The organism is Nonomuraea sp. N2-4H (assembly GCF_045291505.1).
In the GTDB taxonomy this organism is placed as follows: domain Bacteria; phylum Actinomycetota; class Actinomycetes; order Streptosporangiales; family Streptosporangiaceae; genus Nonomuraea; species Nonomuraea fastidiosa.
Map to the genome: position 1 here is coordinate 4,021,948 of NZ_CP147987.1, position 26,858 is coordinate 4,048,805.

Genomic DNA, 26,858 nt, shown 5'->3' on the forward strand with positions numbered 1-26,858 from the left:
CCTCGACGGACAGATGCCCGGCCGCGCCGTCGTCGCCCACGCGCCCCGACTACCCGATGGTTGGCGAAGCACACCCCACCAGGGTCGATGAGCTCAGCCGAACGAGGGCGGCCGCTTCTCGCGCAGCGCGCGCACGCCCTCGGCGGCGTCGGCGCCGGTGAAGCCGAGGAACTCCATGGCGAGCGAGGCGTCGAAGGACGGCCCCGCAAGGCGCAGCCAGTTGTTGAGCGCGTATTTCGTCAGCCTGATCGCGTCTTGGGCGCCGGAGGCGAGCCTGACCGCGATCTCCATCGCCCGCTCGTGCACCTGGTCGTCGTCGACGCACAGGCTGACCAGGCCCATCCGCTCGGCCTGCTCGCCGGTGACCGGCTCGCACAGCAGCAGGTGGTATTTCGCCTTGGCCATGCCGCACAGCAGCGGCCAGATGATGGCGGCGTGGTCGCCGGCCGCGACGCCGAGCCGGGTGTGGCCGTCGATGATGCGGGCCGTACGGCCGGCCACGGAGATGTCGGCGAGCAGCGCGACCGCGAGTCCCGCGCCGACGGCGGGGCCCTGGATGGCGGAGACGATGGGCTTGGAGCAGTTGAGGACGTTGTAGACGATGTCGCGGGCCTCGGCGAACACCCGCATGCGGGTGTCGTGGTCGCGCATCATATCCTCGATCATGGACAGGTCGCCGCCCGCGGAGAACGCGGTGCCCTCTCCCCTGACCACGATCGCGCGTACGGACGCGTCGCGGTCGGCGTCGCGCCAGATCTCGCCCAGCTCGCGGTGGGCGGTGGCGTCGACGGCGTTGAGCCTGGCGGGCTCGCTGATCGTGACGCGCAGCACGCCGTCTGCCGGGGTGTCCAGCCGCAGCTTGGTGTAGGTGTCTTTCACAGGTGCCCCCGCAGCCGCTGTGCCACGTAGTCGCGCGCCTCGACGGCCTGGTCGAACAGGCCGGGCAGGACGAAGAAGCCGTGGACGGCGCCGTCGTACCTGCGCAGCTCGGTGGGCACGCCGGCCTCGGTGAGGCGGGCGGCGTAGCGCTCGCCCTCGTCTCTGAGCACGTCGTACTCGGCGGTGATGACGGTGGCGGGGGCCAGGCCGGAGACGTCGGGCAGGCGCAGCGGCGACAGGCGCGGGTCGGCGGGGTCGACGCCGTCGGCGTACTGGCGGTAGAACCAGGCCATGTCGGCGGCGTCGAGGCCGTAGCCGGTGGCGTTCTCGGTGTAGCTGGGGGTGTCCATGGCGGCGTCGAGCACCGGGTAGACGAGCACCTGGTGCGACAGGGTGAGGCCGGCGTCGCGGGCCTGCCAGGCGGCCACGGCGGCGAGGTTGGCTCCGGCGCTGTCGCCGAGCACGGCGACGCTGCCGTTGCTCTGGTAGAAGGCCGGTCGGGCGAACAGGTCGCGAACGACCGTCCACGCGTCGTCGACGGCGGCGGGGAACGGGTTCTCCGGCGCCAGGCGGTAGTCGACGGAGACCACCACGGCGCCGGTGCGGATGGCGAGGTCGCGGGCGGTCGCGTCGTTGCGCTTGACGCTGCCGAAGACCCAGCCTCCGCCGTGGAAGTAGACCAGGACCGGCAGGGGTCCGTCGCCGGGGTCGGCGCGGTAGATGCGGATGGGCACGCCCTCGGCCACCTCGTCGCGGACGAACGGCAGCTTGGTCAGCGGCCCCCGATGGACGGCCATGGGGTCGGTCGCGCGCATCTCCTGGATGGCGGCCAGGTCGAGGCTTGCCAGCCCTTCGTCGGAGCCGGCCTGGATCTGGGCGACGTAATCCCGCGCCTGGGGGTGCAGCGGCATGATCCGCAGCCTATCGGGCCGCCTCGATGAACGCATCGAAGAGCCGGTTGTCCGTGCCGCGTTCGGGGTGCCACTGGACGCCGACGCCGAAGCGGTGCCCCTGGAGCTCGATGCCCTCGACGATCTGGTCCTCGGCCCAGGCGACGGCGAGCAGGCCGGTGCCGAGCCTGCGTACGGACTGGCGGTGCGGCGCGCTGACCTCGACGCGGTCGCCGACGGCCTTGCCGAGTCTGCTGGTGACGCTGACCTGGATGACGTGGGGCCCGTCGGGCTCGGAGTGGCGGTCGCTGTCGAGCACGTCGGGCAGCCACGGGATGAGCGTGCCGCCCTGGGCGACGTTGAGCACGTGCATGCCGCGGCCGATGGCGAGGACGGGCAGGTCGGCCCGGATGGCGGCCTTGGCCAGCGCCAGCTCGAAGCGGTCGCGGTGCGGCTGGGGCTCGTCGGCCCTGGCGTCCTGCTCGCCGTTGTAGGTGTCGGCGCCCAGCTCCGCGCCGCCGGCCAGGACGACGCCGCGCAGGCCGCTCACGTAGTCGCCGGCCGAGCTCGGGGCGATGGGCGGCAGCACGACGGGCGCGCCGCCGGCCCGGCCGACCGCCTTGGCGTAGGAGGGGGAGACAGCACGGCCTCGCGTACCCAGTCGCCCCAGCGGGCGGCCTCCCAGTAGGCGGTGATGCCGATCAGCGGTCGGGACATGCGATCTCCAGGGGCATGGTGGAGTTCGTACGGCCGCCATCCGCCGAGGTGCGGCGGCGGCCCCATGCATTCCCCATCATGGCGCACAGTCTTTCCGATATGTCACCCCTCCTGAAGATCCCCTCCCCCGGCCTGCCCGCCGCGTGAGGGGCCCTCCCGGCCGGCCGGGGTGCCGGTGCTCCGTCGATGCACGCGGAAATCGCCGCGCCGCGCGCCCTCCCCTGATCGACGGGAACGGCACATCTCCGGCGACGCACGGGAAAATCGCCACTCAATATGAAAATTACTTCTTTTCGTATTTCACGACCGCAATTCACAGGCCGCCGAACGCGGAGAATCACGGATCCATTACTGATAGTTCTGCTTAGCACCGTATTGGGCGAAACGGTTGTGGGGGGTCATCGCCGGTGTAACACTCGATTTCGAGCGTACGGACATGCCGGGGAGGGGTCCCGCGCTCATCACCCGGAACGTCAGGGAGGTGAACGGCGAGGGCCGGAATGCGATTCCGGTCAAGGGGTGGGGTTGTTTTCATGTCGTTGAATCCGCGCCTGGTGAAGGAGAGTTTTTCTCTCGTCGAACCCGTGGCCGACAAGGCCACGGCCTACTTCTACGGCCGCTTGTTCGCCGAGAACCCGCACTTGCGGAGCATGTTCCCGCCTGCCATGAACGTGCAGCGGGACCGGCTGTTCAGCGCGCTGACCAGGATCGTGTGGAGCCTGGACAGCCCGGAGGGCATGGCCGCCTATCTCGGGCAGCTCGGCCGTGACCATCGCAAGTACGGCGTCGTCGCCGAGCACTACACGGCCGTGGGCAACGCCCTGCTGGCCACGATCCGCCGCTTCGCGGCCGAGGTCTGGAACGACGAGATCGAGGCGGCCTGGTCCGCGGCGTTCTCCGAAGCCTCCAAGATCATGATCGAGGCGGCCGAGTCGGACGCGGGCACCTCGCCCGCGTGGTGGCTGGCCGAGGTCGTGGACCACGAGCTGCGCCACCGCGACATCGCGGTCATCACGTTGCGCCCGGCGCAGCCGCTGCCGTACACGCCGGGGCAGTACGTCACCGTGCAGACCGCGCGCTGGCCGCGCGTCTGGCGGACGTTCTCGATCGCCAACGCGCCGCGCGAGGACAACATGATCAAGCTGCACGTACGGTCGGTGCCCGGCGGCTGGGTCTCGACCGCGCTGATCCGGCACACCCGCATCGGCGACACGCTCATGCTGGGCCCGGCCATGGGCACGATGACGCCGTGCGAGCACAGCGAGCGCGACGTGCTGTGCGTGGCGGGCGGCACCGGGCTGGCGCCGCTGAAGGCGATCGTGGAGCACATCATCGCCTCCGGCCGCCGTCCCAACATCCATCTGCTGTTCGGCGCGCGCACCGCCGCCGAGCTGTACGACCTGCCGGACCTGATCAGGATGCAGTCGTCGTTCCCCTGGCTGCGGGTGCTGCCCGTGGTGTCGGACGAGCCCGGCTACGAGGGCATGCGGGGCCGTCTGCCCGAGGTGACCCAGCGCTTCCACTCCTGGTCGGAGCATGACGTGTACGTGTGCGGCCCCTCCGGCATGGTCAACGAGACCGTGCGCCGCCTCCAGGGCGACGGCGTCCCGCCCGCCCGCATTCACCGGGACGTGGTGCACGGCGAACGCTGACAACTCACTCGAACGGTTGACAATCGGGCGGGGAAGAGGCCATCTGGAGATGATCCCCTTCGTGGAGGTGGAGCGTGCCTCTTCCCGCCCGGCGCCGCGTGATCGGCGGGCTCGTGGCCGTCCTCGCGGCGGCGTCGCTGGTCACGTCCGTCCCCGCCACGGCCGCCGGAGCGGCGTCTGAGGCGGTCCCGCTCACCGAGATCGGCGTCTCCGAGGGTCGTCCCGGCCCGCAGGGCGGAGCCGACACCTACGAGTGGGACGGCGTGATCGTGGCGGCGCACCAGATCGGGCGCTCATCCGACGGAGGGGCGGCCGGCATCGCGTTCGCGACCTCCGGTGACGGCGGCGCCACCTGGACGCGGGGCGTGTTACCCGGGCTGACCACGGCGGCGGGCGGCGTGCACGCCCGCACCGCCGACCCGTCGGTGGCCTACGACGCCGGGCACGGCGTGTGGCTGATCACCTCGCTGGGGCTCTCCGACAGCGGCGGGGTGTCCGGGGCGGCGGTGCTGACCAGCCGCTCCACCGACGGGGTGGCGTGGTCGCCGCCCGTCGTCACCGCCGTGGGCGGCGACCTGGACAAGAGCTGGGTGGTCTGCGACAACGGAGAGCGCAGCCCGTACCGGGGGCAGTGCTACGCCGTCTTCGACGACCACGCGGCGGGAAACGCGATCAGGGTGGCGCGCTCGGCCGACGGCGGCCTGTCCTGGTCGGTCGCCGCCACCGAGGCCACGGGGCTCGGCGGGCAGCCGGTGGTGCGGCCCAACGGGACGGTGGTGGTGCCGTACCTGAGCAACGACGGCGAGATCCGCGCCTTCCGCTCCCGCGACGGCGGGACCGCCTGGAGCGAGAGCGTGCTGGTCTCGCGGGTGCAGCGGCACACGCCGGCGGGCGGGTTACGGGCCCTGCCGCTGCCGTCGGCCGAGACCGACGCCGCCGGCACGGTCTACGTCGCCTGGCACGACTGCCGCTTCCAGCACGGCTGCGCCGGCAACGACATCGTGCTCAGCACGTCAGAAAGCGGCGAGAAGTGGGGCGACGTGCTGCGGGTCACCGCCGACGGCGGCGACCACGTCATCCCCGGGCTCGGCGTGGACCGCACGAGCGACGGCGGGCACGCGCGGCTCGCGGTGACCTACTACCGCTACGCCGACGCCGCCTGCGTGCCCGCCACCTGCCGCCTCACCGTCGGCCACACCTCGTCGGCCAACGGCGGCGCGAGCTGGTCGTCGCCGCTGGAGCTGCACGGCCCGATGGCGGTCGGCTGGCTGGCGCTCACCGACCAGGGCAGGAGCGTGGGCGACTACATCTCCACCTCGGTCGTGCCCGGCGGCAACGCCTTCCCCGCCTTCGCCGTCGCCGGGCCGCCCGCGAACGGGACGCCCGACGTGCGCACGCACACCGTCACCGGCGGCCTGCCGATCGTGCCCGGCCCGCAGCCGCTGGTCTCGATCGAGGCCGCGGTCGCCACCGGCGAGCCGCCGCCCGCGCTGCCGCTCACCGCTCGCTGATCCGCGCCCGCAGCGCGGCGGCCGTCTCCTCGTCGGCGGGCCAGAACGTCTCGATGGCCAGCTCGGACACCGTGACGTCCAGCGGTGTGCCGAACGTCGCGATGGTGGTGAACAGCGACAGCACCCGGTCTCCCGCCGTGACGCGCATCGGCACCAGGATGTCGGACGGGCCCGGCAGGTGCGCCACGCTCGCGTCGCCGGCGGCGTCCGGATAGGTGTACGCGGCCAGCTCGTCGTGCAGCTCGGCCAGCCGCCCGTCGCCCGACGACTCGGCCTGGCGGCGGAGCTGGCGCAGCAGGTGGGCGCGTACCTCGGCGAGGTTGAGCAGCCGCCCGCCCAGGGCGTCGGGGTGCAGCGACAGCCGCAGCACGTTGACCGGCTCCTTCAGCAGTTCCTCCGGCACGCCCTCCAGGAACAGGCCGGCCGCCGCGTTGGCCGCCACCAGGTTCCACGCCGCGTCCACCACGACCGCCGGGTACGGCTCGTGCCCCGCGAGTATCGTGTCCAGCGCCTGCCTGACGGCCTCCAGCTCGGGCGCGTGCACCTCGCGTTCCGGATAGATCGGGGCGAACCCCGCGGCCACCAGCAGCCGGTTGCGGTGCCGCAGCGGCACGTCCAGCTCCTCCGCCAGCCGCATCACCATCTCCCGGCTCGGCCGGGCACGCCCGGTCTCCAGAAAGCTGACGTGGCGGGCCGACACCCCCGCCTCGATGGCCAGGTCGAGCTGGCTCACCCGGCGCCGCTGCCGCCACGAGCGCAGCAGCGGGCCGAAAGACTCCTCATGTACGGCGACCGCTTCCATGCCGCCCACGTTAGGCGATCACAGGGAAGCGCCTCGATTACCCCCCGGGTAAGCGGCGGCCCGCGCACCGAATCTCCCGATCCTCGGTAACTGTCGGTGGCGCGTGTCACGATGGCCGGCAAGCGAACATGGGAGCGAAGTCATGAGTGACGCACTGCTCGCGGTCGGCACCCGCAAGGGCCTGTTCCTGGCCCTGTCGAAGGGCGGCGGCCCATTCGAGGTCCAGCCGATCCAGTTCTCCTCGATCGCCGTCCACTCGGTGGCGATCGACACCGGCGGCGCCGCGCCCCGGCTGCTGGCGGGCATCGAGTACGGCCACTTCGGCCCGTCGGTGATGTACTCCGACGACCTCGGCGCCACCTGGCACGAGGCCGACCGGCCCCCCGTCGCCTTCCCCGGAGAGACCGGCGCGACGCTCGCCAAGGTCTGGCAGCTCGCGCCGTCACCGTCCGAGCCCGGCGTGGTGTGGGCGGGGGCCGAGCCCGCGGCGCTGTTCCGCTCCGAAGACCGCGGCGTCACCTACCGGCTGGTCGAGGGCCTGTGGGAGCACCCGCACCGCGAGCGGTGGGAGCCGGGCGGCGGCGGGCTGTGCCTGCACACGATCGTCACCCACCCCACCGACCCCAAGGTCATGGCGGTGGCCGTCTCGGCGGCCGGCTTCTACCGCACCGCCGACGGCGGGCTGTCGTGGGAGGCGGCCAACAAGAACATCCGGGCCCCGTTCATGCCGGAGGGGCAGCAATATCCGGAGTTCGGGCAGTGCGTCCACAAGGTGGCGATGCACCCCTCACATCCCGAGCGGCTCTACCTCCAGCACCACTTCGGCGTCTACCGCAGCGACGACTTCGGCGGCACCTGGCGCGACATCGGCTCGTCGCTGCCGTCCGACTTCGGCTTCCCCATCGCGGTCCACCCGTCGCGGCCCGACACGGTCTACGTACTGCCGCTCCACGCCGACATGGACCGCACGCCGGTCGGCCACCGCTACCGCGTCCACCGCACCGACGACGGCGGCGCCACCTGGCAGGCGTTCTCCGATGGCCTGCCCGGCGAGCCCGTCTACTCCACCGTGCTGCGCGACGCGATGACCGCCTCGCCTGCCGGGGTGTTCTTCGGCACCCGATCGGGCGAGGTCTACGCCTCGCGCGACGACGGCGAGACCTGGTCCACGGTCGCCCGCTACCTGCCCGACGTGCTCACCGTGCGCGCCGCGGTGCTCTAGGCCATGGCCAGACCGGTGACCATGGTCGTCTTCGTGCTGCCCGCCTCGCTGCGGCGGTGGGTGAGCGGGCGCGGCGAGGTGGCGGTCTTCGCGGTGGGCGACGACCGCGACTCGCCGCCCACCCTGCGCTCGGCCCTGGAGGCGCTGCGGCGCAGCCACCCCCTGCTGGAGGAGCGGCTGCGCGACGAGTGCGGCCGCATCCGCCGTCACATCAGCATGTTCGTGTGCGGTACGCACTCCCGGGGGCTGGGCGGGCTCGACTGCGCCATGCCTCCGGGGGCCGAGGTCTACGTGCTGCCGGCCCTCGCCTGACCCTCGCCTCCTGGCCGTCGCCCGTGCGCGCGGGCCGCCCCGCACAGTGGCCCGCGCCCGCTCGGGCGGGCCGCCCCGCACCGTGGCCCGCGCCCGCTCGGGCGGGCCGCCCGCACTGTGGCCCGCGCCTGTTCCGGGCGGGTGGTCAGACCTTGCGCCAGCCGGGGATCCAGGCGCCGTCCTCGACGACGTAGTCGCCGAAGAGCGCGGGCGCCTCCTTGCGCATCAGCTCGCCGATGCGCTGGAACAGCAGGCGGATCTCCTCTTCCGCGCCGGCCGCGGTGCGGGCCTCGATGGTGTGCCGCAGCGTGCGCACGTTCGCGGTCCACACCAGGCCGGTCGCCACGCCCTCGGGGGCGAAGCGGCGCATGAACGACGTGCGGTGCTTCTTCTCCGAGAACGGCACGCCCTCCTCGTCGAGCCCGAAGTGCTGGGCCATCCAGAGCTGGAACTGCTCGAGCTGCTCCAGCACGGCCGTGGCCCGCTTCATCAGCTCCTCGTCCTCGCGCGCCCACTCGGGGAACCAGAACGGCAGCTCGTCGAGGCGGACGAAGCGCAGCGACTCCTGCGAGATGGCCACGCCCGGCCGGTGGCGCACCAGCTCGTGGGTCAGCACCCGGCTCACGTTGTGCAGCACGAAGCTGAAGCTCACGTGCTCGAGCACCGAGCCGTGCGCGCTGGCCAGGATGTTGCGCAGGTAGTCGTCCTGGTTCTCCCTGATCCGCACCACGTTGGGGTTGAGGCCCGGCTCGAACGAGCGGTAGCAGAGCCGGCCGGCGAACTCGGCGAGGTTCTGCGCGTCGAGGTCGCCGCGGTCGAGACGCTCAAGCCAGCTCTCCCCGCCGACCTCCCTGAGGTAGCGGGCGAGCTCGTCGTAGTCGAGCGCCGGCCTGGCGACGATGAAGACCTCTGGTTCGACAGTGCGCATGGATAGCCCCCCGCTCGGTTTCGGCAGTGTGACGGCCCTTAAGCAAACCAGGTCGGGCGAGCGTACGCGACTCGGCGCCCGCCGCCCCCCTCACTGTGGTGCGGCGGGCGCCTGTCCAGGTCAGCCCGCGTGCGCGGGCCGACGCCTGCCGGTCGCCTGACCGGGCGTCACGCGCCGCCGCGGCAGCGCCCCGCCGGCCGGTCGCGGGTGACCAGGTCGGTGTTGCCGTCGGTGCCGTCCAGCCAGACCACGGTCCTGCCGTCGCCGGAGGCGAAGGCCTCCTGCAAGCCCCGGTTGCACGAGAACCGCTGCAGGGTTCCGCCGCTGAGCGGCACCTGGTGGATCTTCAGCAGGATGTCGTTCGACAGCTCGGTGCCGTCGGGCCACACGCCGATGGTGGCGAAGGCGTCGTTGGCGTCGAACCAGTACGCCGTGGGCGCCTGCGGGCCGTCCGGCACGACCACGGCCGTGCGGGTGCCGTCGATGGCGGCCCGCATGATGCCGGCGCGGCCGTCGCCGTTCTCGTCGTAGATCCAGACGAGGTGCCGTCCCGTCAGGGTCGGCTCGGCGCTGACCGAGCCCTGCGGCATCGGCACGACGGTCTCCGCGCCGCTCTCGAGGTCGAGGACGGCGGGCGCGTTGTGGGCCGCGTCGCCCTCCGTCCAGACCTTGTGGTACGCGAGCCTGCCGCCCTTGAGCGACGGCGCGTAACCGCGCACCCCGGCCGCGGCGGTGACATCGACGGGCGGCGCGTCGCCGCGCTTGACCCAGACCGAGTGCTCGCCGTCGGGGCCGACGCCGTCCCAGGCGATCGTGTCGCCGTCGATGGCCACCGACTCGATGACGACGGTGCCGTCGTGGACGAGCTTCTCCGGCGACGAGCGGTCGAGCGGACGCGTGTGGATCCGGTAGCTCTGCCGCGTGGCGTCGAACGAGATCCACGCGGCGCGCTTGCCGTCGGTGGCCGGCATGAAGTTCCACCGGTCGTTCTCCGACAGGCGCACCGGCTTGCCGCCGCCGACCCGGCCGGTGAGGATGTGGGAGGGCTCCACGACGTCGGGCGAGGAGTTCGACACCACGTACCGGCCGCCGGCCACGTCGGGCCGCGCGTACGGATCGGTGATGCCGTCGATCAGCACGCGCGTGTCGGTGCGCAGGGCGCGCTCCCAGCCGGGCTTGATGCCGTGCCGGTCGAACGCGCGGCTCACGGTCAGCCGGTCGCGGGCGGACATGCCGAGCGCGCGGGCCGCCAACTCGACCGCGCGGCGGCCGTCCACGAAGTCGTCCAGCGGCGTCATGTACTCGGTGAGCGCCTTGTAGACGAGCCGGTCGGCGGACGCGCCGCCGAGAGCCTCCCTGACGTCCCACAGGGCGCCGGAGAAGATCGTGGAGTTGTAGTGCACGCCGCCGTAGTCGAGGGCGACCGTCATCCCGAGGTAGTCCTCGCCCGCCACGCGGCCGTCGTCGAGGTCGCGGGCGGCGCACTGCTCCGGCGGGAGCGTCGTGCACAGCGTCTCGCCGAGCAGGCTCGCGTTCGGGTCGCTCATCGGGATGCCGAAGCTGTCCACCTGGATGGCGTTGCCGAAGTAGTCGGCCAGGCCCTCGTTCATCGCGCCCGACTGGCCGATGTAGACCAGTCCGGCGCTGTGCTCGATGACGCCGTGGGTCATCTCGTGGCCGACGACGTCGAGCCCGGAGGCGAACGAGCGGTAGTCGCCGACGCCTCCGCCGTAGATCATCTTGGTGCCGTCCCAGAAGGCGTTGGCGAACGGCTCGCCCTCCATCGTGACGTTGACCACCGAATGCATGGTGCCGCCCCGGCCGTCGAGCCCGTCGCGGCCGAGCCTGCGGTAGAACTCGTAGACCTGCCCCGCGCCCCAGTGGGCGTCCACGGCGCCGCTCGCGGTGTGCTCGGGGCCGAAGGCGAGGGTGCCGGAGCGGGCGGGCTCGGCGTCCGCCGGGACGCCGGCGCCGAGCCAGGCGGTGATGTCGCCGCCCGCTGCGTCGTAGGTGAGGATCTCACCGTCGGAGCCGTCCCACATGGGGCGGGCGCGGTCGCGCAGCTCGTAGGCGCCGTCGGCGCGCTGGTAGGCGTTCAGCTCGACGGTACGGCCGTGCGCGGTCTCGCCGGTGCCCGTCACCGGGCCCTCCATGCGCAGGCGGTCCACGGCGAACAGGGGCCGGCCGGAGTGGGCGTCCACGTAGGCGTCGAGCAGCAGCGGCCGCCCGGCGACCGGGTCGCGCCCGGTGAGCACCACGTGCCAGGCGAGCTGTCCGGCGCCGTGCGGTATCACGACGAGCCCGGCGGTCTCGGCCTTGGCGCTCTCCTTCGCCCGGCGGTCGCGGATCAAGGCGATGCGGGCGATCGCGGCGGCGGACTCCCGTGTGACGGCGGGAGTGGTGTCGACGGTCAGCTCGGTGAGGAAGCGGCCGCCCGCGCCGACGACCTCGCGCCGGTCGCCGTCCTTGCGGAAGTGCACGAGGTAGTGGGCGCCGAAGACGGGCACGCCCCGGTGGCGCTGGGCGAACCTGACCGTCTCGTCCCTGCCGTCCACGACGGTCCTGAGCGGGACGAGGTCGGCGGGGTCGATGTGGTAGCGGGGATCGGCCAGGTGCGCCTTGGCCGCCGCCACCGGGTCGCCCGCCTGCGCGGGCTCGGACAGGCCGTAGACCTCGGCGGGGGCGCGGGTGCCCGCGCGCTGCTCCACCTCGGGCGGCGGATCATCGGCTGCGGCGGTGCCGGGCACCGCCAGTGCCAGGCATAACGCGGCCATGAGGGTGATGGGACGCCAGGACACGACACCTCCAAGGGCTAGGTTGTCTGGCGTTCCCGATCATGACAGCGCTTTTTACACATCGACAAGAGCCATTAGATGGAGCGTAATCAGGAAATTTGGATTTTTATTTTGACATTTCCTGTTGTGCGGGCCCGGCGCCGCACGTCGAAAGCGCCTTTCGGAGGGTTTACGGCAACACGTCGGTGAACGCCGGCGCGAAAGGCCACACGACCGTTGGCGCGAGGGCCACACGACCGCTGGAGCGGGTAGCGTTCACGCCCTGCGGTCCGCAAGCGACGCGAGGAGCCACCGCACCCAGGCCCACGACGCGACGTCGGCCCGACGCAGCCACGAGACGATCTGTGAGACGGGCCTGGGGCGCCGCGCCTGAGGCCGCACGCCACAGAGGCAGGAAGCGCCCATCGGGCCTGCGCGTCGGCGGCGATCAGACCGGGCGCGCACGATCGCAAGCGGCCGCCATCCGGATCGCAGCGAAAGGCCGGTGAGGCTGCTGACACACCCGCGCCGCACAAACCGGCGCTCGCCCGGACGTGGCACAGGCGCGAGCCCGCCTGCGCCGCACCGACCAGCGCTCGCCCATCCACCCGGACGTAGCGCGGGCGCAGCCATGGCCCGACGTTGCACCGACCTGCGGTCCCTCAACCCGCAGAGGCGGTCAGGGTGCGGGCGCCTCGGGTGCCGGATCGGGGCGGCGCTCTGCCCCCGCCCCACGCGATGGTCAGGCTCGTCCACACGCGCCGGTTCGCTCGGCGCTCATCCTCACCGCCGGTCACCGGGGTGGGCAGAGCGGGGCTGCCGGTGTGTTCGCCGAGGTGAAGGAGCGGCCCCGCGTGGCATCGGGCGGGCGGGGCGGCGCTGTCGTTCCGGGGCGGTCAGAGGCGGTAGATGCGGCGGGCGTTGGCGGAGCCGATCATGTGGGCGACGCGGGCGGCGTCGGCGGCGCTCCACTCCCCCGTGCCGATTCTGGCCGCCAGGGCCACGGCCAAGGCGCGGCGGTGGGCGAGGGCGGCCAGGTAGGCGGTCTCGGCGAGGCCGCACGCGCCGGAGCCGTACAGGAGCTTGTGGAAGGGGGCCAGTTCCAGCAGCTCGTCGATGACGCGGGTCGCGGCGGCGGTGTGCTGCGGGGCGAAGCCGACATCCACGTACACGTGCGGGAAGGTCGCCGCCAGGTGGGCGGCCTGGCGGTGGAACGGGTAGCAGTGGAGCAGGATCATCGGCACGCCGAGCGGCTGGAGCGCGGCGGCGAAGGCGCTCAGCCTGGCCGGGTCCGCGCGGTGCGGCTCCCCCAGCGGGCCGCCCGGGCCACCGGCCGCACTCGACGCGCCCGGCCCGCCGAAGACGCCCGGCCCGGCGAGCCCGGCGAAGCCGCCGTGGAACTGCACCGGCAGGTTGCGCTCCTTGGCCACGTCGACGGCGCTCCAGACCAGGTAGTGCAGCAGGACGGGGTCGGTCAGCGGCGCCTTGGGGTCGGCGAGGCGACGGTTGGCCGCCGCGATCACCGCGCCCCTGGCGGGCCTGCCGGCCTCCAGGTCGAGCCCGCACAGCGCGCCGGCGACGGTCTTGAGCGCGACCGCCCGCGCCGCCCTGGCGGTCAGCTCCTCGCCGAGGTCGTCGAGGTAGTCGACGGCGAGCTGCGCGGAGGCGGCGACGTCGCGCTCGATGTGCTCGACGCGGACCAGCTCGTCGGCGGCGGCCCCGCCGAGGCGGCCCATCTCGGCGGCGCCGAGCAGCTCGCCGTCCTGCGCCGCAGAATCGACGAGGAACGCCACCACCCCGGCCCCGGCCAGCATCCGCCGGTTGACCTCGGCGGCCCCCAGCTCGGTCCTGCGGGCGAGGTAGACGGCGGGCGGCGCGTGCGGCTCCAGGTCGAGCAGCGGCCCGCACCAGCGGCGTACGGCCACGCCGAGCGGCGTGTCGAAGTGGGTGGTGCCGGGCGGCGCGGGGCTGCCGGAGCCGCTGATGAGCAGTTCGAAGCCGGCTCGGCCGAGGTCGTCGCGCCGCACCCCGTTGCAGTGGTGGTCGACGAGCGGGGCGAGCAGCGCGTCACGCACCGTGCCGGGCAGGTCTACGGGGAGCATGCGGAGACTCTAGGGGAGCCCCGCATGCCCCCGCTCGGGTTTTACTCATCTGCGGGCGAGCCGGAGCACGTTCGCGATGATCTTCGCGCCCGCGTTGCCCTCCTGGGTGAGGATCGACTCGGGGTGGAACTGCACGGCGAAGCGCCGCCGCTCGGTGTCCTCGATGGCCATGACGTTGCCGTCGGGCGTGAGCGCGGTCGGGGTGAAGCCGACCACGCCGGGCCGCTTGGCGTGCAGCGAGTGGTAGCGGGCCGCGGTGAACTCGTCGGGCAGGCCGTCGAGCAGCACGCTCTCGGCGATCTTGGAGACCCGGCCGCGCTTGCCGTGCTCGGGATAGTCGAGCAGCTCGAGCGTGCCGCCGGCGTGTTCGACCATGGCCTGCAGGCCGAGGCAGACGCCGAAGACGGGCAGGTCGCGGGCGTAGACCTCGTCGAGCAGCGCCGACATGCCGAAGTCGGTGGGCCAGCCGGGGCCGGGCGAGAGCACGACCAGGTCGGGCGCGATCTCGTCGATCATGTGGGTCGGGAAGCCGTGGCGCAGCGTGACGACGTCGGCGCCCTCCTGGCGGAAGTAGTCGGCCAGGGTGTTGACGAAGGAGTCCTCGTGATCGACGAGCAGCACCTTCATGCCGAGGCCCGCCTGCTGCCTGGGCTCGGCGGCCTTGACGGTGCCGGGCTGGTTGACGGCGGCGAGCGCGCCGAGCAGGGCGCTGGCCTTCAGCTCGGTCTCGCGCTCCTCGGCCTCGGGGTCGGAGTCGAACAGCAGGGTCGCGCCGGCCCTGACGGCGGCGATGCCGTCCTTGATCTGCGCGGTACGCAGGGTGAGCCCGGTGTTCATGGACCCGTCGAAGCCGATGAAGCCGATGGCGCCGCCGTACCAGCGGCGGGTGGTGGCCTCGTGGTCCTCGATGAACTGCATGGCCCACGTCTTGGGCGCGCCGGTGACGGTGACGGCCCACATGTGGGTGAGGAACGCGTCGAGCGCGTCGAACTCGGGGCGCAGCCGGCCCTCGATGTGGTCGACGGTGTGGATGAGCCGGGAGTAGAGCTCGATCTGGCGGCGGCCGATGACCTTGACCGTGCCGGGGACGCAGATGCGCGACTTGTCGTTGCGGTCGACATCGGTGCACATGGTCAGCTCCGACTCCTCCTTCACGCTGGACAGGAGGGTGCGGATGGCCTCGGCGTCCTCGACCGGGTTGCGGCCGCGGGCGATGGTGCCGGAGATGGGGCAGGTCTCGACGCGGTCGCCGTTGACCCGGACGTACATCTCGGGTGAGGCGCCGACCAGGTGCTCGCCCTCGCCGAGGCTGATGATGAACTCGTACGGGGCGGGGTTGCTGGTGCGCAGGCTGCGGTAGAAGGCCGACGGGTCGGTGCAGACGGCGTGGAAGACCTGGCCGGGCACGACCTCGAACAGGTCGCCGCGCTTGAACTTCTCCTTGGCGGCGGCCACGACCTTGGCGTACTCGCCCTTGGGCGGGTTGGGCGGCACCTCGCCGGGCGCGGCGGGCGTGACGATCTCGCCGGTGCGTTCGAGGCCGCGGGTGGTGGCGCCGTCGACGGTGAACTCGTAGCGGTGCTCGACGCAGGTCTCGCGCTGGCGGTCGATGACGACGAGCCGGTCGGGCAGGTGCAGCACGAGGTCGCGCTGGTCGTCGGGGCGGACGAGCTCCTGCCTGATGGGCTCGAACTGGAAGGCGAGGTCGTAGCCGAACGCGCCGTACAGGCCGAGGTGCGGATCGTCGCCCTTGAAGGCGGCGATGACCTCGCGGATGGCGGTGAACACGGTGGGCCTGCGGCTGCGCTGCTCCTCGGGCAGCAGGTCCTCGGACTCCGGTACGTACACCGAGACCCGGTCGGCGGTGGGGTCGGTGACGGGCTTGCCCGCGCTCAGCAGGCACGTGGCGATCGCGGGCAGCACGACCCGGCCGCGTTCGTTGAGCGCGGTCGCCGAGATCGTACGGCCCTTGGCGACGAGCTCGAGGCATGGATTCACGTAGCCGAACGCCCATCGGCTGTAGCGGCCCGGGTAGTCCATGCCGGAGGAGAAGGCGCCACCGCGCCGCTCCGACAGGGCTGTGACGATCTCTTCGAGGGCGGCCTCGTCCACCTCGCGTGTCTCGCGCTCGACACCGATGCCCCCGGCGGTGGTATATCCGCTCTTCTCCACTTCCTGCCCCTTCAAATGATCGAGCCCCGGGGGCGGACACGAGAAAGGCCGCCATCCGGGGCGGCCGTCCGTTGTGGAATGCGAAACACGCGCCGCCTAGGAGCGGCGCCACCACTGGAGCTGAGCGTGATTTCGCATGCCGTCAAGGTTAACCCCCCGACCATGATCGCGCAACGAGCCCGCTGGTGTGGCGCGTCTTCGCACAGTACCGCTCCCCGGCCACCCCTATTTCAATACAGATCTGTACTGTATTGTTTTTCCTCCGAAGGGAGTGGCTGGTCACCGGCCACGCGTTCGCCCGCGAGGTGCCGGCCGATCCGCGCTTCACCGCCCGCTCGGAGCCGCGCCGCCTGCCCACACCGTCGGACGCGCCGCAGGGCGGCCTGCACCGCCGGGGCTGTTCGTCGCCATGGCCCCGCCCCGGCACACCCGCTACCGCCGCCTGCTGACCGGCGAGTTCACCGTGCGCAGGATGCGGCGGCTGACCGAGCGGATCGAGGAGGTCACGCGGGCCCGCCTGGACGCGATGGAGCGGCACGGGCCGCCGATCGACGTGGTGGAGGCGTGCACCGCGCCGATACCCGCCGCGGTCATCTGCGCGCCGCTCGGCGTGCCCGAGCAGGACCGGGCGGGCTTCGTCGCCGAGATGGCCCGGCCGATCGGCCCCGAGCTGGGCGCGTCGGGTTCATGCCGCTCGGCGCGGCGGGCGTGGACCAACAGCCCGTCACCTGGGGATCACTAGACTCGCGCGGGACGCGACGACGGACGGCTACCGGAGAGGCATGAGCGACGATCAGCGGCCGCGGGCGCGGACGGCGGGCCGGCCGCGCAGCCAGGAGGCCGACCTGGCCATCCTGTCGGCCGCGCTCGACCTGCTGATCGAGCAGGGCGCCCAGCAGACCAGCATCGAGCAGGTGGCGCGGCGGGCCGGGGTGACCAGGGCGACCGTCTACCGCAGGTTCGCCGACAAGACGGCGCTGCTGGTGCGCACACTGGAGTGGGCCGACCACGACCACGACCCGGCGCTGACGGGCTGGCGCGACCTCGAGCACCTGTTCGCCGACTGGGGCCGCTATCTCGCGGTGCCCCGCAACCGGCGGCTGCTGCGCCGCCTGTACGGCAGCCGCGACGACCACCCGGAGCTGCTGGAGACGTGGCGCAAGGTCAACGGCGGGCGGCGCGCGGCGGCGGTGCGCGACGTGCTGGTGCGCGCCCGCGAGTCCGGCCGGCTGCCGGCGGCGCTGGACGTGGACGTCGTGCAGGAGGTGCTCACCGCGGCGGTCATGCTGCACGTGGGCACGCACCCCGACGACGAGGAGCCGAAACGCATCGCCGCCTATTTCATGGCGATCATTGACCAATTCGGTCACCGCGCTCACTGACCGTACCGGCAGGCGACCTGACCAGATTACATTTATGATCGCAAAGTAACTTTTTCTGACAACTATTGCTTTCTTCACTTGATCACTTCACTCTTCTCGACAGAGGCGTGAAGATCACCTCTTCACCCGTCGAGAAGGAGAGCACGTGCCCCACATCTCCCGCTGGCGAGCGATCCTCGCGGGGATCGTCGTGGCCGCCACCGGTCTGCTGGTCCCGCAGACCGCGGCTCAGGCGGCGCCGGAATCCGACAAGATCGACGCCGCCGTGCAGGCGCGGCTGGAACAGGACGGCAAGGCCACTTTCTGGGTCAGGATGAAGGGCTCCGCCGATCTCAGCGGCGCCCGCCGTGCCGTGACCAAGGAGGCGAAGGTCGAGGCCGTCTACAAAGCCAAGAGCGAGCGGGCGAAGTCCTCCCAGGAGGGCTTACGCAAATTACTCGACGCCCGAAAGGCCGACTACACCCCGTACTGGATCGTCAACGCGGTCAAGGTGACCGCCGGCGAGAAGCTCGCCTCCGAGATCGCCGAGCTGCCCGAGGTCCGAAGCATCGAGCCGATCCGCACCGTCTCCGTGCCCAAGCCGGACCATGGGCAGGCACAGGCCAGGGTGAACGCGGTCGAGTGGAACATCGACCGGATCAACGCCCCGCGCGTCTGGGAGGAGCTGGGCGACCGCGGTGAGGGCATCGTGGTCGCTAACATCGACACCGGCGTGCAGTTCGACCACCCCGACCTGGCCGCCGCCTACCGGGGCAGGAACCCCGACGGCACCTACACCCACGACTACAACTGGTTCGACCCGGCCCGCGTCTGCCCGTCGTCCGCGCCGTGCGACAACAACGGCCACGGCACCCACGTGATGGGCACGATGGTCGGCGCGAACGGCATCGGCGTGGCCCCGGGCGCGAAGTGGATCGCGGCCAAGGGCTGCGAGTACAACACCTGCACCGACGCCTCGCTGCTCGCGGCCGGCCAGTGGATCGCCCGGCCCACCGACCTGAACGGTGAGAACCCGCGCCCCGACCTCGCGCCGGACATCGTCAACAACTCCTGGGGCGGCGACGGCTTCGACCCCTGGTACAAGGAGGTCGTCGACACCTGGCTCGCCGCCGGGATCTTCCCCGCCTTCGCCAACGGCAACGAGGGCCCGGCCTGCCGCACCAGCGGCTCCCCCGGCCAGTACATCACCGCCTACAGCGCCGGCGCCTTCGACGTGAACAACGACCTCTACGCCCGCTCCAGCAAGGGCGAGGGCGAGAACGGCGAGATCAAGCCGAACATCGCCGCCCCGGGCGTGAACGTGCGCTCCTCGGTGCCCGGCAACGGCTACGACTCCTACACCGGCACCTCGATGGCCTCACCGCACGTGGCCGCCACGGTGGCGCTGATCTGGTCGGCCGCGCCGGGCCTGACCGGCGCCATCGACTCCACCAGGGCACTTCTCGACGGCACCGCCATCGACGTCGACGACACCAGCTGCGGCGGCACCGCGGCCGACAACAACGTGTGGGGCGAGGGCAGGCTGGACGCCTACGCCGCCGTGCAGGCCGCGCCCAAGGAGGGCCTCGGCGACCTGTCCGGCACGGTCACCTCCGGCGGCGAGCCGGTGCCCGGCGCCACGATCACCGTCACCGGCCCGCTGACCCGCTCGGTCACGACGGGCGAGGACGGCACGTACGCGCTGCCGCGCCTGCTGCCCGGCGACTACGAGGTGACCGCGGCCAAGTTCGGCTACGCCGAGGCCACCACCGAGGTGACGATCACCGCCGAGCAGGCGAGCACCGCAGACCTGACGCTGGAGGCCCAGCCGGCCGCCGTCGTGTCGGGCACCGTCAGCACGGCCGGCACGCCCGAGCCGGGCGCGACCGTCGCCGCCACGGGCACGCCGGTGAGCGCGGTGACCGACGAGGCGGGCCGCTACAGCCTGACGCTGCCGCACGGCACGTACGAGCTGACCGTCACCCCGGCCTCGCGCTGCTCCAGCTCCACGACCGAGTCGATCACCCTGGAGGGCGACCTGGTCAAGGACATCGAGCTGCCGCTGCGCGGCGACAACTTCGGCTACACCTGCGCCTCCGGCGCCCAGCCGTACGTGGCGGGCACCGAGAAGCTCGCACTGACGGGCGACGACGAGGCGGTGCAGGTCACGCTGCCGTTCCCGGTGCCGTTCTACGGCACGGGCCAGAGCCGGGCGTGGATCGCCACCAACGGCTTCCTCACCTTCGGCGACTCCCGCGTCACCACCGCGGGCAACGTCCGGATCCCGTCGTCGGCCACGCCGAACAACGCGATCTACCCGTACTGGGACGATTTCATCGTGGACGACCAGGCCGGCGTCTACACGGCGGTGACGGGCACCGCGCCGAACCGGGTGTTCGTGGTCGAGTGGCGCAACGTCACCTTCTACAACGAGCCCTCGCAGCGGATCTCGTTCTCGGCGCTGCTCGGTGAGGACGGCTCGATCGGGTTCCGGTACAAGGACATCGAGAGCGAGCGCGAGCAGGGCTCCAGCGCCACCGTGGGCGTCGAGAACGCGGCGGGCGACGACGCGCTGCTCTACTCCTACAACGAGCCGGTGCTCGCGACCGGCCAGAGCCTGGCGTTCACCGCGAGCAGGCACGGCCTGGTGGTTGGCACGGTGACCGACGCCAACGACGGCGAGCCCATCGCCGGGGCGACGGTCACGGTGGGCGACGTGGCGACGTTCACCACCGGCGACGACGGCGCCTTCTACGGCCAGGTGCTGGCCGGCGACTACGACGTCGAGGTGACCAAGGAGCACTACGGCTCGTTCGCCCAGCAGGTCACGGTGGCCCCGGCAGCGGTGACGCGGGTGGACACGGAGCTGGTCACCGGCCGGGTGAGCGCGTCGGCGGCGGAGCTGACCGTGGTGCAGCCCGCGGACTCCACCCGCAAGCGCACGCTCGAACTGACCAACCTCGGGACGGCGACGCCGTACACGGTGACCGGCGACTCCTGGCTCACGGTGACCCCGGCCTCCGGGGAGCTCGCCAAGGGACAGAAGGCCACGCTGACCGTGGAGGTGTCCAGCGCCGGGGTGGCGGCGGGCACGTTCCGCACGGGCACGCTGCTGGTGAAGTCGGCCAGCGGGCGGCAGCCGACCATCGAGGTCAAGGTGACCGTCGTGGTGCCCAAGCTCCAGGTCGCCGTGGACGTCGGCGCGACCAAGAAGGCCGTGGACTCCGCCGGCGACGCCTGGACGCCCGACCGCAAGTACACCCAGGGCGGCCACGGCTACGTGGCCACCAAGAGCAAGACGGTGAAGACGTCGAAGAGCGTCTCCGGCACCGCCGACCAGACGCTGTTCCAGACGGCCAGGGAGGGCATGCTGGAGTACCGCTTCGACAACGTGCCGAACGGGACGTACACCGTCGAGCTGGACTTCGCCGACCTGTCGCGCACCCAGATGGGCAAGCGGGTCTTCGACGTGCTGGTCGAGGGCGAGCTCGCGATCCCGGCGCTGGACCTCGCGCTGGAGGCGGGCACGTACACGGCGGTGAGCAGGCAGTACACGGTGAAGGTGACCGACGGTCAGCTCAACGTGCGGTTCGCGACGCGGCAGGGCTCGCCGATCGTCAACGCGCTGCGCATCTCGGAGCGTCCTGACCGGGCGACGCCCTAACGGCACCCCGGCGGTTCCGGTCCGCCCCGCCGCGCGCGGCGGGGCGGGGCGGCCGCGACCCGATGCTCCTGGTGACGCCGGTTGACCGGCCGCCGTCCGGCGCTCCTGATGACGCCGGGTGCCGGCCGCCGTCCGGCGCTCCTGATGACGCCGGGTGCCGGCCGCCGTCCGGCGCTTTCGTTGACGCCGCCCCGGGCTACCCGCCCGGGGCGGCGTATGTTACTGCTTGGTACATGAGACGCGTGCGGATCCGGCGCGACCTTCACGTGCCGATGCCCGACGGCGTGACGCTGCTCGCCGACCACTACGCCCCTCCGCACGGACGGCCGGGCCCCGTGGTGCTCATGCGCTCGCCGTACGGGCGGCGCGGCCTGCTCGGCTGGTACTTCGGGCGCGGCTTCGCCCGGCAGGGCCTGCACGTCGTCATCCAGAGCTGCCGCGGCGGCTTCGGCTCGGGCGGCCTGCTCGACCCGCTCGGCGACGAGCACGAGGACGGCCTGGCCACCGTCGCCTGGCTGCGCGAGCAGCCGTTCTACGGCGGCTCGTTCGCCATGTTCGGCCCCTCCTACCTCGGCTACGCGCAGTGGGCCGTCGCGCCCTTCGCCGGGCCCGAGCTGAAGGCGATGGCCACCCAGATCACCGCCTCCCAGTTCAGGGACGCCGCGTACGTCGGCGGCGCGTTCGCGCTGGAGTCGGCGCTGAGCTGGACCACGCTCACCGACGGCATGTCGCGCAGGTTCGGCGGCGCGTCGATACTGACCGCGCCCCGCCTGACCCGCAGGGCGGTGCTGTCGGGGCGACCGGTGGCGGAGCTCGACCTGGTCTCGGCGGGCCGTCCGCTGCGCTTCTACCGGGACCTGCTCGCCCACCACGAGAACCCCGCGGTCCCGTACTGGCACAAGCGGGACTTCTCCGCCAAGGTGGGCGAGGTGGACGCGGCGGTGACGATGCTCGGCGGCTGGTACGACGTGTTCCTGCCGTGGCAGCTTAAGGATTACGCGGCGCTGCGGGCGGCGGGGCGGCGGCCGTACCTGACGATCGGGCCCTGGTACCACATCGACGCCCGGCACGGCCGCGCCACCATGGAGGAGGCGTCGGCCTGGTTCCGCGCCCACCTGCTCGGCGACTCCTCGCTGCTGCGGCCCGACCCGGTGCGCATCCACGTGACGGGGGCGGGCGAGTGGCGCGACTACCCCGGCTGGCCGGTGCCCGGCATGCGGGAGGCGCGCTGGCATCTCCAGCACGGCTTCGGCCTCGGGCCCGACGGGCCGCTGGAGGGCGGGCCCGACCGCTTCCGCTACCACCCGGCGTACCCGACGCCGCGCATCGGCGGTCCCGTGCTGCTCGGCGACTCCAGGCCGCGCGACCAGCGGCGGCTGGAGCAGCGGCGCGACGTGCTGGTCTACAGCTCCCCCGCGCTCGACCGGCCGCTGGAGGCGATCGGGCCGGTGCGCGCCGAGCTTTACGTGCGCTCCAGCACGCCGCACGTGGACGTGGTGGTGCGGGTGTGCGACGTGCATCCCGACGGGCGCTCGTACAACGTGTGCGAGGGCGTCAGGCGGCTCGGGCCCCGAGACGGGGACTTCGACGGGGACTTCGACGGCGACGGCGTACGGCGGGTCGAGGTGGAGCTGTGGCCGATCGGGCACCGGTTCCGGCGCGAGCACCGGATCAGGGTGCACGTGGCGGCCGGGGCGTACCCGACGATCGCCCGCAACCCGGGCACCGGCGAACCGCTCGGTTCCCCCGGCGGAGACGGCAGGATGGTGCCCGTGGACGTCGAAGTGTTCCATTCGCCCGAGCGGCCCTCGGCCGTGGTGCTGCCGCTGTGCGCGCCTCGCGGTTGATGTCGCTGGTCCTGCTGCTGCAGGCCAGGGGCGGGATGACGGCGGCCGAGCTGGCCGACGAGCTGGAGGTCTCCGAGCGTACGGTGCACCGCGACATGCTGGCGCTGTCGGAGGCGGGCGTGCCCGTCTACGCCGACCGGGGCCGCGGCGGCGGCTACCGGCTGCTCGACGGGTACCGCACCCGGCTGACCGGGCTGGACAGGGCCGAGGCCGAGGCGCTGTTCCTGTCGGGCGTGCCGGCCGCGCTGCGCGAGATGGGCCTGCAGGACGTGGCGGCGGCGGCCCGGCTGAAGGCCGCCGCCGCCCTCGCCCCCGCGCTGCGCGACGCGCCTGCGACCGCCGCCCAGCGCTTCCACCTGGACGCACCCGGCTGGTTCGCGGGCGACGACCCGCCGCCCGCCGCGCTGGCGCCGCTGGCCAGGGCGGTGTGGCGGGACCGGCGGGTCTCGGCGGTCTACAAGGACGTGCTGCGGGTGCTGGAGCCGTACGGGCTGGTGCTCAAGGCGGGGGTCTGGTACCTCGCGGCGCGGCACCGGGGCAGGTTCCTGATCTTCCGGGTGCACCGGTTCGGCGAGATCTCGGTGCTGGAGGAGACGTTCGACCGGGACCAGGACTTCGACCTGGCGGCCTTCTGGGCGGAGCAGGCGGCGGCGTTCGCCAGGTCGCTGCTGCGGGAGGAGATCACGCTGCGGCTGACCGAGCGGGGGGTGCGCATGCTGCGGCACGTGGCCGACCCGGCGGCGGTGCCGGACGCGATGGCCTCGCTGCAGGAGGACGGGACGGTGCGGCTGGCGGTGGAGTCGCTGCCGGTGGCCTTCTCGCAGGTGCTGCGGTTCGGGCCGGAGGCAGAGGTGCTCGCCCCGCCGCGGCTGCGGGCGATGGTGGCCGACGCCGCCGCCCGGATGACCCGCCTCTACGACGGTCCTGACTCTTCACCCTGACCTGACCGCACTTCCTGGGTTAATGGGATGACCGTTCGTCGCGGCCAACCGACCGCTCGGCGACAATGTGCGGCGCTCTCCGCCTCGCCAGAGTTAGGGTTCTGAGCGGCCTGACCGAATGTCCGTCTCAGATATCGAGATATCAACTCGGCATTTAGGCCAAACCGTAACATAGCGTTCATTGGGTTTAATCCCCTCGAAAAGCTAACCTCCCTCCGTTGACTTCATGTCACGAGCCTGGTCACCGCCAGCGCGCTTGATCAACTCATCGGAGGGCCAGATGACTACCGGGGAACCCGGGCAGCCACGTAGCGATCGCAGTCCATGGAACTGGCTGCTGATCGTGCCCATCGTGCTGCCGTTGCTGACATTCCTGTACAACTACGACGAGCCGCGGCTGTTCGGCTTTCCGTTGTTCTACTGGCTGCAGCTCGCCTTCATCATCGTCGGCGTGGCCACCACCACTCTCGTTTACAGGATGACCAAGTGAGCGCTCACACGACCGAGCTGGTCATCTTCGTTCTGCTGTTCCTCATCGTCAGCGGCATGGGCTTCGTGGCCGCCCGCTGGCGCCGCCCGAACGACCTCGCCAGCCTCAACGAGTGGGGCCTCGGCGGGCGCAGCTTCGGCTCCTGGATCACCTGGTTCCTCGTCGGTGGCGACCTCTACACCGCCTACACCTTCGTCGCGGTGCCCGCGCTGGTCTTCAGCTCCGGCGCGCTCGGCTTCTACGCGCTGCCGTACACGGTGGTCGTCTACCCGCTGGTGTTCCTGGTGCTGGCCCGCATGTGGTCGGTCTCGCACGTGCACGGGTTCGTCACCCCTGCCGACTTCGTGCGCGCCCGCTTCGGCTCGCCCACGCTCGCGCTGGCCGTCGCCATCACCGGCCTGATCGCCACGATGCCGTACATCGCGCTGCAGCTCGTCGGCATCGAGGCCGTGCTGAAGACGATGGGCATCACCGGGCACCTGCCGATCATCATCGCCTTCGCCATCCTGGCCGCCTACACCTACCAGTCCGGCCTGCGGGCGCCCGCGCTGATCGCGTTCGTCAAGGACTCGCTCATCTACATCGTGATCCTGGCCGCGGTCATCTACATCCCCGCGAAGCTCGGCGGCTGGGACTCGATCTTCGACGCGGCCAAGGCCAAGTTCGACGCCACCCCGGCTCCTGGCGACGGCTTCGTCCTGAACGCCAACAACCAGCTCCAGTACGTGACGCTGGCCTTCGGCTCGGCGCTGGCGCTGTTCCTCTACCCGCACAGCCTCACCGGCGTGCTCGCCTCCAAGAACCGCAACGTCATCAAGCGGAACATGTCGGCGCTGCCCGCCTACAGCTTCGTGCTGGGCCTGATCGCGCTGCTCGGCTTCATGGCCATCGCGGCCGGCACCAAGCCGGTCACCACCGACGGCAAGGCCGACGCCAACACGATTGTGCCGCAGCTGTTCGACCAGATGTTCCCCGACTGGTTCGCGGGCGTCGCCTACGCCGCCGTCGGCATCGGCGCGCTCGTGCCGGCCGCCATCATGTCGATCGCGGCGGCGAACCTGTTCACCCGCAACATCTACCGCGAGTACATCAACAAGAACGCCACCGACGCGCAGGAGGCGAACGTCTCCAAGATCGTCTCGCTGCTGGTCAAGATCGGCGCGGTGCTGTGCATCCTGCTGCTCGACCCGCAGTTCTCGATCGACCTGCAGCTCATCGGCGGCGTCATTATCCTGCAGACGCTGCCGTCGGTGGCGCTCGGCCTCTACACCCGCTGGTTCCACAAGGGCGGGCTCATCGCGGGCTGGGCGGCCGGCCTGGCCGCGGGCATGTGGATGCTGTACCTCATCCCCAACCCCGCCAACGGCAAGGCGCACTTCGGCGGCTCGGCGTTCCCGCTGTCGAACTTCGGCTTCGACACCTCGATGACGATCTACGCCGGGTTCCTGGCGCTGATCGTCAACCTGGTGGTGGCGGTGGTGGCCACGGCGATCCTGAAGGCCGCCAAGGTCGCCGACGGCGACGACGCCACCAAGCAGGACGACTACTTCGCCGACGAGGGCGACCCCAAGGTCAAGGACCTCGACCTGACCGGGTCTCACTGACCTCGGCGGACGACCCGTCCGGCGTCTCTTCGCGGCCCGCTCCCCGACCTGGGAGCGGGCCGCTCGCCGTTCTCGGCGCACCCTTGGCCCGCTTCCCGATCTGAGGGAGGCGGGCCGCTCGCCGTTCTCCCCGCCTGGCCGGCGGGTGGGCGATCCGCTCGTCTCCGGTCAGTCCGCCGTGAGGTAGGCGGGATCGGCGACCTCCAGCTTGGCGCGTACGGCGGCCTCCAGGGCGGTGAGCAGGCGCTCGTCGTCCGGCAGACGGCCCGCGCGGATGGCGGCGGCCAGCTCGGCCTCGTCCGCGACGCCCAGGCCGGCCAGCCTGGCCGCGTGCTCACGGGCCTGGGCAGGACCCAGCTCGATCACCCGCTCGACCATGGCCAGCACGTTCACGGCCACCCGCGTGTGGAAACGGACCGGGCCCTCGACGGCCGGGAGCACGTCGCTCTGAAGGAGTTCGCGGACGGCGGCCACGAGCTGCGCCGCGCTGGGAACGTCGTGCGGTTCGGTGCCTGTCACACCGTCCTGCCTGACACGCCCACGCCCCGATCCCAACATCCCGCCGCAGCCCGCCCCTCCCCGGCTCGGACGGACGCAAGCTCCGCCGCAGGGCAGTGGACGCTCACCCAGGTGCCGCTGAAAGAGGCCGGACACCGGCCACGCAGCGGTCTTGAGAGCGGGACCGCTGGTGGGACCGCGCGGAGAGCCCAGCGCCGGTCTGGGAGGTGGGGGCGCCGTCCGAAGAGTTCAGGTGGCGGCCGGCGAGGGGGCCGTGCCGGGTTGGGCGAGGGCGGCGCCGCAGGCACGCGGGATGGGCGGCGCCGCAGCGCACGGGGTCGGCGATGGGCCGCGACGCAAGCGCGCGGGGGCGGGGTGAGCAGCGACGCAAGCGCGCAGGCTCGGCGCTGGATGGCTGGAGGCGTGCGGAATCGGCGGCGGGCGGCGCTGCAGGCGTGCGCGGAGGGTGGGCGGGGTCGGTGGTCGTGGGGC

The 26,858-nt window shown here is 72.1% G+C and carries 20 protein-coding genes; 11 read left to right on the forward strand and 9 right to left on the reverse strand.

What is annotated here, in order from left to right; all coding sequences use genetic code 11:
• Positions 1–93: 93 nt before the first annotated feature.
• From WBK31_RS18700 to WBK31_RS18710, 3 genes are read right to left on the reverse strand one after another with little or no spacing between them, the layout of a single operon-like run.
• Positions 94–879 carry an enoyl-CoA hydratase/isomerase family protein gene (locus WBK31_RS18700; RefSeq protein WP_364052979.1) on the reverse strand — a complete coding sequence of 262 codons (786 nt, stop codon included), beginning with the start codon at positions 877–879 and terminating at the stop codon, positions 94–96.
• The gene (locus WBK31_RS18705) at positions 876–1,790 is read right to left on the reverse strand and encodes an alpha/beta hydrolase (protein ID WP_406675313.1); all 915 of its coding nucleotides are present in this window, start codon (positions 1,788–1,790) and stop codon (positions 876–878) included. Before WBK31_RS18705 ends, WBK31_RS18700 begins: the two co-directional genes overlap by 4 nt.
• Positions 1,791–1,800: 10 nt before the next feature.
• Complete coding sequence (locus WBK31_RS18710; RefSeq protein WP_406675314.1) at positions 1,801–2,358, reverse strand: gamma-glutamyl-gamma-aminobutyrate hydrolase family protein; 558 nt, start codon at positions 2,356–2,358, stop codon at positions 1,801–1,803.
• A 661-nt stretch (positions 2,359–3,019) separates the two neighbouring features.
• On the opposite strand from WBK31_RS18710, the gene WBK31_RS18715 reads away from it, so the two are divergent.
• Complete coding sequence (locus tag WBK31_RS18715) at positions 3,020–4,138, forward strand: globin domain-containing protein (RefSeq protein WP_364052988.1); 1,119 nt, start codon at positions 3,020–3,022, stop codon at positions 4,136–4,138.
• 74 nt (positions 4,139–4,212) lie between these two features.
• Positions 4,213–5,649: a sialidase family protein gene (locus tag WBK31_RS18720; protein ID WP_364052990.1), complete on the forward strand. Its 1,437-nt coding sequence runs from the start codon at positions 4,213–4,215 to the stop codon at positions 5,647–5,649.
• Here WBK31_RS18720 and WBK31_RS18725 read toward each other — a convergent pair.
• A complete protein-coding gene (locus WBK31_RS18725; RefSeq protein ID WP_364052993.1) occupies positions 5,636–6,451 on the reverse strand; it encodes a helix-turn-helix transcriptional regulator in 816 nt (271 codons plus the stop codon). The two genes, WBK31_RS18720 and WBK31_RS18725, sit on opposite strands and share 14 nt — an antisense overlap.
• Positions 6,452–6,593: 142 nt before the next feature.
• On the opposite strand from WBK31_RS18725, the gene WBK31_RS18730 reads away from it, so the two are divergent.
• The gene (locus WBK31_RS18730; protein WP_364052996.1) at positions 6,594–7,673 is read left to right on the forward strand and encodes an exo-alpha-sialidase; all 1,080 of its coding nucleotides are present in this window, start codon (positions 6,594–6,596) and stop codon (positions 7,671–7,673) included.
• 3 nt (positions 7,674–7,676) lie between these two features.
• Positions 7,677–7,985, forward strand: coding sequence for a molybdopterin synthase sulfur carrier subunit (locus WBK31_RS18735; protein ID WP_364052999.1), 309 nt, complete (start codon positions 7,677–7,679; stop codon positions 7,983–7,985).
• Positions 7,986–8,130: 145 nt separating this feature from the next.
• Here the strand turns inward: WBK31_RS18735 and thyX are convergent, their stop codons facing one another.
• From thyX to WBK31_RS18755, 4 genes are all read right to left on the reverse strand, one after another.
• Positions 8,131–8,913: an FAD-dependent thymidylate synthase gene (gene thyX / locus WBK31_RS18740; protein WP_364053002.1), complete on the reverse strand. Its 783-nt coding sequence runs from the start codon at positions 8,911–8,913 to the stop codon at positions 8,131–8,133.
• A gap of 167 nt (positions 8,914–9,080) precedes the next feature.
• Positions 9,081–11,711, reverse strand: a complete 2,631-nt coding sequence (locus WBK31_RS18745) for a M4 family metallopeptidase (RefSeq protein ID WP_406675315.1) — start codon at positions 11,709–11,711, stop codon at positions 9,081–9,083.
• Between the two features lie 872 nt (positions 11,712–12,583).
• Positions 12,584–13,789, reverse strand: a complete 1,206-nt coding sequence (locus tag WBK31_RS18750; protein ID WP_364053008.1) for an amidohydrolase family protein — start codon at positions 13,787–13,789, stop codon at positions 12,584–12,586.
• 45 nt (positions 13,790–13,834) lie between these two features.
• On the reverse strand, positions 13,835–15,961 hold the full coding sequence (locus tag WBK31_RS18755; RefSeq protein WP_378788333.1) for an anthranilate synthase component I: 2,127 nt from the start codon (positions 15,959–15,961) through the stop codon (positions 13,835–13,837).
• 409 nt (positions 15,962–16,370) lie between these two features.
• Between WBK31_RS18755 and WBK31_RS18760 the strand changes: the two genes are divergently transcribed.
• From WBK31_RS18760 to mctP, 7 genes are all read left to right on the forward strand, one after another.
• Positions 16,371–16,703: a hypothetical protein gene (locus WBK31_RS18760; protein ID WP_364053013.1), complete on the forward strand. Its 333-nt coding sequence runs from the start codon at positions 16,371–16,373 to the stop codon at positions 16,701–16,703.
• Between the two features lie 40 nt (positions 16,704–16,743).
• The gene (locus tag WBK31_RS18765; protein WP_364053016.1) at positions 16,744–17,343 is read left to right on the forward strand and encodes a TetR/AcrR family transcriptional regulator; all 600 of its coding nucleotides are present in this window, start codon (positions 16,744–16,746) and stop codon (positions 17,341–17,343) included.
• A gap of 145 nt (positions 17,344–17,488) precedes the next feature.
• Complete coding sequence (locus WBK31_RS18770) at positions 17,489–20,986, forward strand: S8 family serine peptidase (RefSeq protein WP_406675316.1); 3,498 nt, start codon at positions 17,489–17,491, stop codon at positions 20,984–20,986.
• Between the two features lie 233 nt (positions 20,987–21,219).
• A complete protein-coding gene (locus WBK31_RS18775) occupies positions 21,220–22,833 on the forward strand; it encodes a CocE/NonD family hydrolase (RefSeq protein ID WP_378788328.1) in 1,614 nt (537 codons plus the stop codon).
• Positions 22,815–23,774 carry a WYL domain-containing protein gene (locus WBK31_RS18780; protein ID WP_364053025.1) on the forward strand — a complete coding sequence of 320 codons (960 nt, stop codon included), beginning with the start codon at positions 22,815–22,817 and terminating at the stop codon, positions 23,772–23,774. The genes WBK31_RS18775 and WBK31_RS18780 overlap by 19 nt, the downstream gene beginning before the upstream one ends.
• 280 nt (positions 23,775–24,054) lie before the next feature.
• On the forward strand, positions 24,055–24,264 hold the full coding sequence (locus WBK31_RS18785; RefSeq protein WP_364053028.1) for a DUF3311 domain-containing protein: 210 nt from the start codon (positions 24,055–24,057) through the stop codon (positions 24,262–24,264).
• On the forward strand, positions 24,261–25,868 hold the full coding sequence (gene mctP / locus WBK31_RS18790) for a monocarboxylate uptake permease MctP (RefSeq protein WP_364053031.1): 1,608 nt from the start codon (positions 24,261–24,263) through the stop codon (positions 25,866–25,868). The genes WBK31_RS18785 and mctP overlap by 4 nt, the downstream gene beginning before the upstream one ends.
• A gap of 168 nt (positions 25,869–26,036) precedes the next feature.
• On the opposite strand, the gene WBK31_RS18795 is transcribed toward mctP, so the two are convergent.
• Entirely contained in the window at positions 26,037–26,387 is a 351-nt protein-coding gene (locus tag WBK31_RS18795; protein ID WP_406675317.1) for a DUF6285 domain-containing protein, read from the reverse strand.
• Positions 26,388–26,858 lie beyond the last annotated feature (471 nt).

Coding starts and splice junctions, on each gene's coding strand:
- WBK31_RS18705 (WP_406675313.1), bottom strand. CDS start 1,790: ATGCCGCTGCACCCCCAGGCGCGGGATTACGTCGCCCAGATCCAGGCC.
- thyX (WP_364053002.1), bottom strand. CDS start 8,913: ATGCGCACTGTCGAACCAGAGGTCTTCATCGTCGCCAGGCCGGCGCTC.
- WBK31_RS18750 (WP_364053008.1), bottom strand. CDS start 13,789: ATGCTCCCCGTAGACCTGCCCGGCACGGTGCGTGACGCGCTGCTCGCC.
- WBK31_RS18715 (WP_364052988.1), top strand. CDS start 3,020: ATGTCGTTGAATCCGCGCCTGGTGAAGGAGAGTTTTTCTCTCGTCGAA.
- WBK31_RS18785 (WP_364053028.1), top strand. CDS start 24,055: ATGACTACCGGGGAACCCGGGCAGCCACGTAGCGATCGCAGTCCATGG.
- WBK31_RS18735 (WP_364052999.1), top strand. CDS start 7,677: ATGGCCAGACCGGTGACCATGGTCGTCTTCGTGCTGCCCGCCTCGCTG.
- WBK31_RS18725 (WP_364052993.1), bottom strand. CDS start 6,451: ATGGAAGCGGTCGCCGTACATGAGGAGTCTTTCGGCCCGCTGCTGCGC.
- WBK31_RS18765 (WP_364053016.1), top strand. CDS start 16,744: ATGAGCGACGATCAGCGGCCGCGGGCGCGGACGGCGGGCCGGCCGCGC.
- WBK31_RS18775 (WP_378788328.1), top strand. CDS start 21,220: ATGAGACGCGTGCGGATCCGGCGCGACCTTCACGTGCCGATGCCCGAC.
- WBK31_RS18760 (WP_364053013.1), top strand. CDS start 16,371: ATGGCCCCGCCCCGGCACACCCGCTACCGCCGCCTGCTGACCGGCGAG.
- WBK31_RS18730 (WP_364052996.1), top strand. CDS start 6,594: ATGAGTGACGCACTGCTCGCGGTCGGCACCCGCAAGGGCCTGTTCCTG.